The sequence below is a fragment of the Candidatus Eisenbacteria bacterium genome (genome assembly GCA_016930695.1).
Classification (GTDB): Bacteria; Orphanbacterota; Orphanbacteria; order Orphanbacterales; family Orphanbacteraceae; genus JAFGGD01.
Map to the genome: position 1 here is coordinate 64224 of JAFGGD010000059.1, position 13109 is coordinate 77332.

Genomic DNA, 13109 nt, shown 5'->3' on the forward strand with positions numbered 1-13109 from the left:
GGACGTAAAAAAAGGAACCGCGTATCGGCCTCGAATCCCGGCGCCGGCGCGCGGGAACGTTAGCCTTCCGCCTTGAGGGGCCGATTCATCAGACGATGAATCGCTTCGGCCGGGGGCACCCCCTGGAAGAGAACGGTGTTCACCGCTTCCGTGATCGGCATCTCGACGCCCGCGCGCGCGGCGAGGGCGATCACGCTCGCCGTGGTCGCCACCCCCTCGACGACGGAGCGGGTCGCCCCGAGCGCCTCCTCGACGGTCATCCCTTTGCCGATCGCCTCACCGAAGGAACGGTTGCGGCCTACCGGCGAGGTGCAGGTGGTGACCAAGTCCCCCACGCCGGCGAGACCGGCGAAGGTCGCGGGAAGGGCGCCGAGCGCTTCGCCCAGCCGTGTGATTTCCGCGAGCCCGCGAGAGAGGAGCGCCGCCTTGGCGTTGTGTCCGCTCCCCATCCCGTCCAGGATCCCCGCGGCGATGGCGATGACGTTCTTCGTCGCCCCCGCCAACTCGACACCGGTCAGATCGGGATTCGTGTAAACGCGAAAATAGGGGCGTGTGATCAGCGCTTGGATCCTCTCGGCGAGGGCGGGGTCCGCCGACGCGGCGGCGACCGTCGCCGGCAGATGATCGGCGATCTCCGGCGCGATGGATGGTCCGGAAAGCACGGCGAGGCGCTCGTCGGGGATACCGAGCGTTTCCCGCAGAATCTGCGTCGGCCTGAGGAGTGTCCCGTTCTCGATCCCCTTCGCCACGGAGAAAATCGACAGCCCGGACGGGAAGCGCTCGGCGAGCCTCGCCCAAACGGGGCGGATGAACTGCGTGGGGACCGCCGAGAGAACGATGGCCGCGTCGCCGAAGGCCTCCTCCTCCCGGCCGGTCACCCGGATCTCTTTCGGAAGCGGGTGGCCGGGGAGGAAACGGACGTTCTCACGCTCCGCCGCCATCTCCTCCGCCTGTTCCGGAAAGGCGGACCAAATGCTCACGCCATGGCCGTTCTCGGCGAGCAAGAGCGCGCACACGGTCCCCATCGCCCCGTCGCCGATCACGGCGATTCTTTCTCTCTTCATGCCCCGAGGCTACATCATCGGGTGGGGGGATGCCAACCGTTCCGGCTGGACGGCGGCTTTCGGAGAATGAAAAAGAAGAAAGGACCATCCACGAAAACACCACCGCGGCGCGCCCATTTCGCACCATCCCCTCAAGCCCCACTCCGACCGGCCGATGCTCGGGGGGAGGTAAAACATCCCGAGAAGCCGTTGGAACACAACAAGATTAACCCCCCAACGCACCCCGGATGGGGGCGCTCGCGGAAGGAATAGTGTGGGTCAAATGGACAAGCCCCGGCAGGGCACGGAACCGCCCCGGATCCTCTTGGTCGACGACGAGGAGATCAACCGACAGATCACGGCCCGGATACTGGAGATAGCCGGTTATCGGGTCGACCAGGCGGAGGACGGCCTTCTCGCCGTGGAAGCGGCGGGGCGTGAGCGCTATGACCTTATCTTAATGGACTGCCGGCTCCCGGGAATGGACGGGTGGACCGCGGCGAGAAAGATCCGCGAGCGGGAGGATCCGGAACTTCGGGTGCCGATTATCGCCGTCACCGCCGGCACGGGGGGAGACGATTACGCCCGCGCCTCGGACGCCGGCATGGACGGCGTTCTCCACAAACCATTTGAACCGGATGAGTTGCGCGCCGAGGTGAAGGGCCGCCTCCTCGGGTCGTCCGCTTCCGGCGGTGAGACCGGCGCCTCCGCCCCGGCCCCGGCGGATCCGGAAAGGGAACGTGTCTCCCGACGTTCCGCCCGGCACTCCGACACGGACACGCCGGTCGCCGTTTCGCGCCTCATCGAAATCTCCGGCGGCGACGCGGAGTTCATGCAAACCCTGATCGGGATTTTCCTGAATGACACCGAGCGACACATCGCCAATCTGGAAAACGCGTTGCGCGACCAAAACTCCCGAACGATCCTCTACGAAGCGCACGCAATCAAGGGATCGAGCGGCCACGCCGGCGCCGAGGCGATGCACAGCATCGCCGGATCGATCGAGTCGATGGGGGAGGAGGGGCGGAGCGAATCGATTCCGGGGGCGATGCAGGACCTCAAGGCTGAATTCCGCCGTGTCCGGTCCTTCCTGGAACAGGTTCGCGGAGAATGAGATAATCGAAGGCGGCCCCTCCTTCGCCGGGACCCAGGCGGGCTAAAGCACCGGAACGATCGTTTCGCCTCCCTTGTTTGCGCCCCACCCTCCCGACCTCGTCCCTCCCGGAGAAAAGCCGACCACCCGCTCCGCCAACGTGTGGCATCCCCCCGGTACGAGCCGACGCATCATTCCGCCCCTCGCATCGGTTTACTCGTTGTGGTATAATGGGTTCGTCTCCCCACGCCATTTCGGGCCGCCGGGACGGTCCGATGACCGATCAACCCGCACGTTTTCCGCGGCCCCCCGCGGAAATGGAGTTACACGATGCGTCGAGGACGAATGTCTATTCTACCGATCCTCATTGTGCTTCTGCTCGCAGGCGCGGCGACGACCGCCCATGCCGACGTGCTCGAGCAGGAGATTCGTTTCGACCGGGACGCCCTGACCATCTACGGCGATGGGGAGTACGATCGAGTCGTCCTCCGCGGCACCTCTCTCCCCTTCGATCCGGGCGCGCCCGAATTACCGGTGAGCCCGTTTCATCTCGCCCTCCCCGGCGGCGCGGTCGTGGAATCGGTCGAGCTGACCGGCGCGGAGTGGACCCTCATCCCGGGCCGTTACACGGTCCGCCCCACCCAACCACCCGCCGTGCTTTCCTACGAGGAACTCGGCATCGATCCCCCGGAACGCGCGGAACCGCGACAGGAAATTTATGCGTCAAGCGAACCGTGGCCGGCGGAACCGATCCTCTTCTCCGGCGACGGCTACATGGCGGGCGTGCATATCGCCGGATTCCAGATCTTTCCGGTCCGCTTCCGCCCCGACGCGGGCTCGATCGAGCTGTGCGAGCGGGCGACGGTGCGCGTCGTCTATCGGATCGAGAACGACGGGCGGCGTTACGAGCCGGCCGGCGACAGGATAGAGCGCCCCATGGGGCGGGTCGTCACCGAACTGGTGGCGAACCCGCGGGATCTGGACGGCATGGACCTGCGCGCCATCGAGCCGAGCCTCCGCCTCCGAGACGGCGAGTCCTACGATTATCTGCTCATCTGCCCCATCGCCCACGCTCCTTACTACGAGCCGTTGGTGGAGTGGAAAACGCGCAAGGGGCTCAAGGTCCGCCTGATGGACCGCGACGAGATCGACAGCCTCTACGCCGGCATCGAGGAGGCGTCGGCGCGGATCCGCCAGGCGATCATCGACGCCTACGCCAATTGGGGAATCACCTACGTGCTTCTCGGCGGCGACCCGGACCGGATCGCCTCACGCGACACATGGGCGATGGACAGCGGACAGCTCGGCGGCTACAACTACATCCACGCCGACCTCTACTACTCCGATCTCGACGGCGACTGGAACGCCAACGTCAACGCCCGCTACGGCCAGGTCGAGGACAACGTCGATCTCTACCCGGACGTGATCGTCGGCCGCTTCTGCGCCCGAAACACCGCCCAGGTCGAGGCCATGGTTGCGAAGCAGCTCACTTACGAGAGAACGCCTCCCGTCGATTACCAGACCGACATGCTCTTCACCGGTGAAGTGTTGTGGAGCGACCCGCTCACCGATTCCCGCGTCAGCCTGGACGCCATCGACGAGGAATTCGTGCCGTCCCGCTTCGACCCGATCCAAAAGCTCTACGAAACACTGGGGAACGAGAACAGGACCACGGTGCTGAACGCCATCAACTCCGGCAAGAACTTCTGGCTCCACGACGGACACGGCCACTACGACGTGATGTCCGTGGGTGGCGGCACCCTTTACGGCGATTCCATGAAGGACCTGCACAACGGGCCGCGATTCAGCATCTGCTACTCCGTGGCGTGTCTCGCCGCCGGCTTCCAGCAGGAGGCGATCGCCGAGTGGTACGTGCGGAACGCCGACGGCGGCGGAGTCGCCTTCATCGGCAACAACAGCTTCGGCTGGGGGAGCCCGGGGAACCCGAAGTTCGGCTACTCGGACCGGCTGCAGCACCGCTTCTTCAAACAGCTCTTCCTGGACGGTATGCTCGGCGTCGGCCAGAACCTCGCCGCGGTCAAGGCGTACTACGTGCCGCAGTCGCGCACCGAAAACGTCTATCGCTGGCATCAGTACTCGGTGAACCTGCTCGGCGAGCCCGAGTTCGCCGCCTGGACCGACATCCCCGACGAGCTCGACGTGGAACACCCCGCCGACATGCCCCTCGCGCCCGGCCTCTTCACGGTCACCGTCACCACGGGCGGGTCGCCGATGGAGGGAGCGACGGTCTGCGTCACCGACGACGGCGACGTTCACGTGACCGGCGTCACCGGCGCGGGCGGCCAGGCCGTCCTCGCCGTGACCCCTCTCACGGCGGACACGCTGCACGTCACGGTGACCGCCCATGACCACCTCCCCTATGAGGGAACGGCGGCGGTCTTCCCCTCCGGTCCCTATGCGTCCCTCACCGGCGCGGCGATCGACGACGCCTCCGGCGGGAACGACAACGGCCTGCCGAACGCGGGCGAGACGATCGACCTGACGCTCACCCTGGCGAACCCGGGGACGGACGCGGCGACCGGCGTAACCGGCACGCTCCGCTCCGACGATCCGTGGGTCGTCGTGACGGACAGCGTCGCTTCCTTCGGCGATCTGCCGGCGGGCGGAAGCGCCGGAAACGCATCCCCCTTCGTCTTCACACTGGCTACCGGCGCGCCTGCGGGTCACTCCTGCCGGTTCGACCTGACCATCGCGTCCACTTCGGGCGGGCCCTGGTCGGGTGTTTATTCTCTTGTCGTCGCCGCGCCGCGGATTCGCTTCGCAGAGCTCGGCGTCGACGACCAAACCGGCGGAGACGGCGACGGCCGCGCCGAACCGGGCGAGAGCCTCACCCTTACCGCCCGCTTCCACAACTACGGCGACGACCTCTCCGAAGGCATGATCGCGACGGCGCGAAGCTCCAGCTCCTGGCTGGTGTTCACCGACCCCATCGCTTCCGCGGCGGACATCGCCGGTGGCGCCGAAGCGAACGCCCTCTTCGACGTGAACATCCCCGCCGGCTGCCCGGACCCGCACTTCGTCCTGGTCCGTTTCGACATCGCCGACGGAAACGGATACGCCTTCGCCGAAAGCACCCTCGTCGCGATCGGCGAAACCGGCTTCGCCGACGACCTGGAGTCGGGAGGGGTCGACTGGACCCACGGCGGCTCGAACGATCTTTGGCATCTATCGCCGAATCGAACCCACAGCGGAAACGCCTCGTGGTACGCCGGACGCCAGGACACGAGTGTCTACGATCCCGGCATGAACGCTTGGCTCGACGCGCCGTCCATCGCCCTCGATCCGGACCCGAGCCTCTCCTTCTGGCTCTGGCACGAGGTGGCGACCTACGGGAGCGACGGGCTCTACGTGATCCTCACCAAGGACGCGGTCCACGACACGATCGACTGGATCGCCTCGGGCGGCGCGCTCGCTCCACTCGTCATCGGCAACGACTGGATGGAGTTCCACTACGACCTCTCCTTCCGCGGTTACGAGGCGGGAGACGAGGTGCAGCTCACCTTCGCCGTGAAGACCGACGACGACGAGGACATCGCCGAGGGGTTCTACATCGACGACGTGGTGATCACGGGAACGCTGGCGGTCGCGACCGGCGTCGAGATGGCGGCCGGCGCGCCCCGGGTGACCGAGCTTCGCGGCGCATCTCCGAACCCCTTCAACCCGACCACCACCCTCCACTTCTCCACGGCGGCCGCGGGACCGGTCCGTCTCGCCGTATATGACGTGCAGGGACGGCTGGTGCGTACTCTCGTCGATCGCGCGCTCCCGGCGGGCGCCCATGAAACGGTTTGGGACGGCCGGAACGGCGCCGGAACGCCCGTTGCGAGCGGGATCTACCTCACGCGCCTCGATGCGGCGGGGGAGGCGCGCTCTTCCAAGGTGGTGCTCCTCAGATAGGGGCGGCGTTTCCCGCGAGCGCCGCGCGACAACCGAACGGAGAGAGGCCCGGGGCGTCGTGCCCCGGGCCTTTTACGACCGGGACGATCCTCGACGGAAAGGGATTGCTTCCGCGCCTCCCGGCCGCGAACCGGCGTCCCTTCGCCTCGAGATTCGGACGGGTGGCGAAACCGCAACTCCCCATATAACCGAAGGGGGGTGCCGATCCCGTGGTTGCCCCAACACGGCCGTTTCGAAATCCGGTATAATTATGCGAAAGGATGTCGCCCCCCCCGCGGGACGCGACAACCGACTCCGCGCCCCAACACCGGAAAAGACAACAAGAGGTCCTCGGCGTGCGCGCATTTCATTCCCCGTCTCCGGCGGCCCATCCTCTTCCGCGCGCCCGCCCGGCGCGCAGGCCCCGTTTCCCTCTCGCCCTCCTTCTCGTCGTCCTCGGGGCGTTCGCGACCGCGCCGAGCATCCGCGCCCAGAACGTGGAATGGGGCCGCCTGCCCGAGTCGCTGCGGCTCTTCCCCCGGGACGCATCGGACTCCTGCGCCGTCACGGTCGAGGGGACGGTTCTCGGCGGCGACTTCGACTCCGTCTCCGTCACCGTGCTCCGCGACGACATCCCATCCCTGCGCCTTGCGGAACCACTCATATACGAAGGTGTGCGGGCGCCCTTTTCGTTTTCCCTCCCCCTGCGCGCCGAACTCGCGGAATACGATCTTCTGGTTCATCTCGACACGGTGCTCGTCGCCGAAAGGGAGAGCCTTCTCTGCGGCGACGTGTTGTTGATCAACGGGCAGTCGAACGCCGTCGCCTACGATTACGGCGGGGTGGTGACGAACCGCTCGGAGTGGGTCCGCTCCTTCGGCACAACCGAGGCCGATTCTTCGGCGTGCGAAGCGGACACGCTTTGGGGGCTCGCCCAGGCTCACGAGCGATACGCCCCCCTGGCGGTCGGCGTTTGGGGACTCCGGCTCGGCGAGAAGATCGCCACACGTTTCGGCGTGCCGGTCTGTCTGTTGAACGGGGCGGTCGGGTCGACCTTCATCCAACAGCACAAAAGGAAATCACCGCCCCTGGAGCGCCTCTCGACGATCTACGGCCGCCTGTTCTACCGCGCGCGGAAGGCCGGTTTGGACGGCGCCGCACGGGCGATGCTCTGGTATCAGGGGGAGGCCAACACGTCATCGCCCGCTCCCACTTACGCGGGTCATTTCGCCGAGCTTCACGCGGCATGGAAGGAGGACTATCCGGCGCTGGAGCGGATCTACGTCTTTCAGATTCGCCCCGGTTGCGGGGAAGACCACCAGGGCCTCTTGCGGGAGGTGCTGCGCCGCCTGCCCGAAGCTCACGAAGACGTGGTCGCTCTCTCCACCGCCGGCCTTCCCGGCCACGACGGCTGCCATTTTGATTCCTGCGGCTACGGCCGAATGGCCGAGTGGGCGTCCCTGTCGGTCGGCCGAGATCTTTACGGCTCAACGGATACCGCCGGCGCCCGTCCGCCGAACCCGATCGAGGCGCACTTCGCCGATTCCAACCGGGACGCGATTCTCGTCCGCTTCGACCAACCGATTGTCTGGCCGTTGGACACTCTCGGCGCGCCTCTCGAGGATTTTTTCTATCTGAACGACTCGAGCGTGTGGGTGATCGGGGGCGCCGTCACGGAGGATTCGGCCGTGCTCCGCCTCGATCTGGCCGGCACGACGGGCGCCGATTCACTCACCTATCTTCCGGACTGTTGCTACGAGGGGTCCACGACGTCCTACAAGGGGCCGTGGATTCGGAACGGCCGAGGGATCGGAGCCTTCTCTTTTCACAAGGTCCGCATGCGCGGCCCCCTGTCGACCGGCGTGAGCGCGGGTGAGCGGTCGATCCCTCCCGCCCTCCACTTAGAGGCCGCCCCGAATCCCTTCAACGCCTCCATTACGATCCGCGCGGACATTCCCGCGGCGGGGCCGGTTCGCCTCACCGCCTTCGACGCGCTCGGACGGCGCGCGGCGGTCCTCTTCGACGGCGAGGCGGGACCGGAGCCGTTCGTCCGCGAATGGAGCCCGGCCGATCTCCCGAGCGGCGTCTACTTCATCCGCCTGGAAAGCGGCGGCCGGAGCGCGATCCGCAAGACGATCCTGCTGAAATAGCCGGGCGGCGCGAAAGAGAGCGGGTGCGGGCAAGGATCCCGCACCCCTCATTTGTTTAAGCAGGAACGGCGGGGGCGAACGCCGCGCTCGTCCGGGCGTCCCCGCGACTCCGATAAACCGGGGAGCACCAGCCGCGGTACTCCGGCTCGGCGCCGACGACGACCCGCTCGAATAGGGAGCGAAGCCGGCGGGTGATCGGTCCCGGCCGGCCGTCGCCGATGGTTCGCCGGTCCACCTCGGTCACGGGGACGATGTTCACCGCCGTTCCGCAGAGGAACGCCTCGTCGGCGGCGTAAACCTCGGAACGGTCGATGCGGCGCTCGATCACTTCCATCCCCCGGTCTCGGGCGAGACGGATGAAGGCGTCCCGGGTGATGCCCTCCAAGATTTCGTCGGCCGACGGAGGCGTATGGAGCGCGCCGTTCCGCGCGAGAAAGAGGTTCGCGGCGCTCGCCTCCGAGACGTGACCGTCGGCGGTGAGCATCAGCGCGTCGTCGAATCCGTTCTCACGCGCCTCGCTCTTGGCGAGCGCCGAGTTGACGTAGGCGCCGTTGATCTTTCCTCTCGGCGGGATGGCGTCATCGGCGACCCGCCGCCAGCTCGACACCATGAGCCGGGCCCCTTCCGGCTTATCGATGTAGGCGCCCAACGGAACGGCGAACATGGTGAAGTCGCTCCCGATCCCGTCGAGGCGAACACCGATCTTGTGGTCGGATTTGTAGGCCACGGGACGGATGTACGCATCTTCCCGGAAACTTTCGGTACGAAGGAGATCGAGCGTGGCGGCCGAGAGGCCGTCCGCGTCGAAGGGGATCTCGATCCGCAGGATACGGCATCCCCGGAGAAGACGCTCGAAGTGCTCCCGCATGCGAAAGACGTACAGCTCCTCCCGTTCGTCGGACCAGAAGGCGCGCAAGCCTTCGAAGACGGCGGTGCCGTAGAGGAAAGCGGAGGTCATGACGCTGATCCTCGCTTCGTCGATCGGCGCTATGGTTCCGCCGAAAAACGCGTACCGGTTCTTTCCGGTCATGGTTCACACCTCCTCGCCGGGCCGTCGGCCCGACCGCGTGAATCGCGGACCACGACGAGGCGAGGAACCGGCGGAAGCCGGACGCGCGCGGTCCGCTGCTACAAAATCGGTTTGGTCGTCGCCTCCTCGACGGCGTCCGGCGACGGCGCCCCTCTTTCGACGCGCCGGAGGGCATCGCCGAGCCGGCGCACTCCCTCGCGGAGCCTCTCCGGCGTCTCGCCGGTGAAGGAGAGACGGACCCGATCGTGGCCGCGGCCGTCGGGATGGAAGATCTCTCCCGAAAGAATCATCACCTTCCGGTCCAGCGCCTCCCGGAGAAGACGGCGGGCGCCCACCTCGCGGGGAAGACGGCCCCAAATGAAGAAGCCCCCTTCGGGGACGGAGAAACGGATCGTCGGGCAGTGGCGGCGGAGGGCGTCGGCCATCGCCTCCCGGTTCGCCCGGTACTCGACGCGGACACGATCGATATGGCGATCCAGCGCACCGCCGCTCCAGAATCGTTGAACCATCGCCTGGGAGAGCGCGCCGGTAAAGAGGTCGAGCCGGTACTTCGCGGCGACCATCGGCTCCATCAGGCGGCGCGGCGCGCCGAGAACACCGACCCGCAATCCGGAGACAAGGATCTTGGAGAAGGTGGTCAGATAAATCACGTAGCCGTGCGTGTCGAGCGCCTTCAACGACGGAACCGCGCCGCCATCGTAGCGAAGCGGCGTGTAGGGGTCGTCCTCGACGACGGGGACGCGGTATCGATAGGCGAGTTCGAGTAGGGCACGGCGCTTCCCCAGGCTCATGGTGACGCCCGTCGGGTTCTGAAATGTGGGAACGGTGTAGATGAACTTGGGCTGCGTGCGGGCGAGCACCTCCCCCAGCATTTCCAGGTCGATGCCGTCCTCCGCGACGGGGACGCCGATCACCCGCGCCCCGGCGTCGCGGAAGATCTGCAGCGCGCCGAGATAGGTGGGCGACTCGACGACAACGAAGTCGCCTGGATCGATAAAGAGCGCGGAGACGAGGAAAAGCCCCTGCGTCGATCCGGCGAGGATCATCGTCGCGGCCGGATCGAGCCCGTCGAGGCGCTCCGCGGCGAGACGGCGAAGGGGCGGGTATCCCTCGGCGGGGCACCAATGGAGGGCGGCCCTCCCCTCCTCGGCGAACGCCGCGTTCGCCGCCTCGCGCAGATCCTCCATCGGATAGAGGTGCGGCGCCGGTAGCCCGGCCGCGAGGGAGACCAGGTCCTCCCGCGCGAAAAGACGGAAAAGCTCGCCCGACTCGGCGTCGTGGCCGCCGACCCGCGCGCCGAGGAGCATGCTCCAAGGGGGCGGAGCGACGGCGCGACGCTTCTCTCCGGCGGGGAGGCGGACCACCGTGCCGCTCCCGACGCGCCCCTCGACCAACCCCTCCGACCAAAGCCGCTGGTATGCCTGCACGACCGTGCTCCTGTTCACCCCCAACTCCGCCGCCAGGCGGCGGGTCGGCGGGAGCCTCCGGTCCTCCGGAATCGCCCCGGTGAGGATCTGCTCCCGGATCCCATTCGCGATTTGAAGATGGATCGGTGTCGGGCTCTCTCGATCCAGCTGCATCCGCATAAAAGCCCCCTTTGGATCGTTCCAATCCAGTTTATATAGTGGAATAACCGATAAAAACCGCCATTGGGTCGCTATCTACACCATCCAATATGCACGATCAACATGGGACGCGGCAAGAGGGAGAAGGGGACAGGGGGGCCGGGAAAGGCTCCTAATAGACCGACCACCTGTTACTAGAATCGGTTGGATGGCCCGAGCCAAAGGGGCCGGATGCTCGCGGACAGGCGAGAAGCCCCAAAACGGTACGCCCGGACGGCCCGGAATTGGTCGGTGTCGCACGAAAAAAGGACGCCGCGCGGGGCGGCGCCCCTTCGAGATTCTCTGTGTGATCCCCTATACCCAGCTCACCCCCAGGATCAACAGCAGGGCGACGAGGACCATCATCAACCCCTCGCCGGCGATCAGGCCGGAGGCGAGGGCGGGGCCGAAGCGCTCCACCCGGTCCCCGTGCTTTCTATTATAGAGCCAGGTGAGTAGCGCCCCGAACCACATGGCGATCGAATAGAAACCGGGGACGATGAAGGCGATGCCGATCGCCACGGGCGAGGGGAGCCACTTGGCGATGGAGCGTATCCTGTGCATCAGGGTGAGGATGATGCCGACGGCGCCTCCCACGACGGCGGCCCAGAGCGCGCTCGGCTCGAGGGAGGAAACTCCCTCGGCGAGCACTTTAGCCATCAAATGCCACGCCACGACCGCCGGCCCCGCGAAGTCCTCCCCGGGGATTTCATAGGCGGCGGTGAGGAGCCGGTAGACTCCGGCGGCCACCAGCACGCCGACGATCACGCCGATCAGCTGGGTGATCACCTGCTTGCGGATCGACACCTTCAGCATGTAACCGGCTTTCAGATCGTGCATCAGGTCGCCGGCCTGGCTCGCGCCGGCGGCGGTGATCCCCGCCGCCATCAGGTTGGTGGTGATCCGCCCCGGATCGAGAATCCCGTAGACGACCTGCGTGATCTTCCCCATCGCGCCCACCGGATTGATATCGGTTTCGCCGGTGGCGCGCACGGCGATGCTCGCCACGAAGAGGGAGAGGATCACCGCGAGCACTCCCATCCAGACGGCGATGCCGAAGAAGATGTAAGCCATGGAAGCGGTGAGGACCGTCGCGGCGGCCATGCCGATGAACCACCACTTCATCGGGAAGGGATCGGGCGCGTCCTCCTCCTCGTCGGCGGCGGCGGCGGCGGCGGTGGCTTTGCGGAGCGAGGAGAAAGTCCGGCCGATGGTTTTATACTGTAGCCCCAGGCTTGTGAATCCGGCCGTGATCATGCACGCCACGCCGGGCCAGAGGATCCATTTCAGCGCGTCCCTGTAGATCGACGATCCGCCGCTGTATTCGATGAGCCCCATGCCGTTTAGGACAGGCGTGATGATTCCCCAGGCGATCACGGCGCCGGCGAAGAGGGACCAGCCGACCTTGGGACCGATCAGCACTCCCGCGCCGAGCATCATGGGCGAAAGGTTCATTCCTATGGTGAGCACGGCGAACCCGAGCCCCAACACGCCGATGGACGCCAGCCCGAAATCGTCTACGGAGAGGTTTTCGAGAAAGCCGAGGCCGAGCGGTTTGATCGAAAGAAGGAGTTTGAAGGCGGCCGCGAAGAGGGCGCAGTAAAAGAGAACCTTCGCCTTCTTCACCGCCTCCGCCCCGGAGGCGTACATCGCCTTGATCGTCTCCGCGGCGGCGGTGCCGGTCGGGTAGCGCAGCTTGTCCACCACGATCATTTGCCGGCGGAGAGGTACGGCGAAGAAGACGCCCAGAAACGCGATGCTGATCCCCCAGAGAACGAGCTGACCGTAGGAGAGGATCGGTTTCCCCTGTTCGCGAAGGATCAACTCGAGCGCCGGGATCGACGCGGTTAGCCCCGCCGCGGAGGCCATCGTCCCCGCCGAAGAGCCGGCGGTCGCGGTGATCAGGTTTTCCTTCGCCGAGTAGGGGCGCTTCAAAACCCCCGCGAAGGTGCGGAAGATGGCGAAGGAGATCACCGCGGCGGTGATCGACGCGCCGAAGGTCCATCCGATCTTCAGCCCGATGCAGATGTTGGAGGCGCCGATCAAACAGCCCACGAAGAGGCCGGAGATCACCGCCCGCAGTGTCAGCTCGGAGTAGTTCTCTTCCATATACGCCCTCTTGGTTGGAGTCTTCGGTGGGCTCCGCGGCCACGCGAACCGCTTTTTGTTGATTTGTAAGAGCTTATCAGAGACGGGCGCTCCGGGAAAGAGGAACGTCCTTGCCGGGGGCGCCCGCCCTTTCCGCGCCTCCCGCGCGCGCAACAAAGGGCCATCCTCGCGTCGATCGCCTTC

The 13109-nt window shown here is 66.4% G+C and carries 7 protein-coding genes; 3 read left to right on the plus strand and 4 right to left on the minus strand.

Translation table 11 applies throughout. The features are described 5' to 3' along the window. Positions 1 to 59: 59 nt before the first annotated feature. Positions 60 to 1064 carry an NAD(P)-dependent glycerol-3-phosphate dehydrogenase gene (locus tag JW958_14515; protein ID MBN1827465.1) on the minus strand — a complete coding sequence of 335 codons (1005 nt, stop codon included), beginning with the start codon at positions 1062 to 1064 and terminating at the stop codon, positions 60 to 62. A 262-nt stretch (positions 1065 to 1326) separates the two neighbouring features. Here JW958_14515 and JW958_14520 point away from each other — a divergent pair, with 262 nt between their 5' ends. The 3 genes from JW958_14520 (at position 1327) to JW958_14530 (ending at position 8183) form a co-directional block, all read left to right on the plus strand. After that, positions 1327 to 2157 carry a response regulator gene (locus JW958_14520; GenBank protein MBN1827466.1) on the plus strand — a complete coding sequence of 277 codons (831 nt, stop codon included), beginning with the start codon at positions 1327 to 1329 and terminating at the stop codon, positions 2155 to 2157. Between the two features lie 324 nt (positions 2158 to 2481). After that, positions 2482 to 6054: a choice-of-anchor J domain-containing protein gene (locus JW958_14525; GenBank protein ID MBN1827467.1), complete on the plus strand. Its 3573-nt coding sequence runs from the start codon at positions 2482 to 2484 to the stop codon at positions 6052 to 6054. 335 nt (positions 6055 to 6389) lie between these two features. After that, positions 6390 to 8183, plus strand: coding sequence for a T9SS type A sorting domain-containing protein (locus JW958_14530; protein MBN1827468.1), 1794 nt, complete (start codon positions 6390 to 6392; stop codon positions 8181 to 8183). A 55-nt stretch (positions 8184 to 8238) separates the two neighbouring features. On the opposite strand, the gene JW958_14535 is transcribed toward JW958_14530, so the two are convergent. From JW958_14535 to JW958_14545, 3 genes are all read right to left on the minus strand, one after another. After that, positions 8239 to 9213 carry a branched-chain amino acid transaminase gene (locus JW958_14535; GenBank protein MBN1827469.1) on the minus strand — a complete coding sequence of 325 codons (975 nt, stop codon included), beginning with the start codon at positions 9211 to 9213 and terminating at the stop codon, positions 8239 to 8241. 98 nt (positions 9214 to 9311) lie between these two features. Further along, complete coding sequence (locus JW958_14540; protein MBN1827470.1) at positions 9312 to 10799, minus strand: PLP-dependent aminotransferase family protein; 1488 nt, start codon at positions 10797 to 10799, stop codon at positions 9312 to 9314. A gap of 333 nt (positions 10800 to 11132) precedes the next feature. Then, positions 11133 to 12926 (minus strand): OPT/YSL family transporter, encoded by a 1794-nt coding sequence (locus JW958_14545; GenBank protein MBN1827471.1) that lies wholly within the window; start codon positions 12924 to 12926, stop codon positions 11133 to 11135. Positions 12927 to 13109 lie beyond the last annotated feature (183 nt).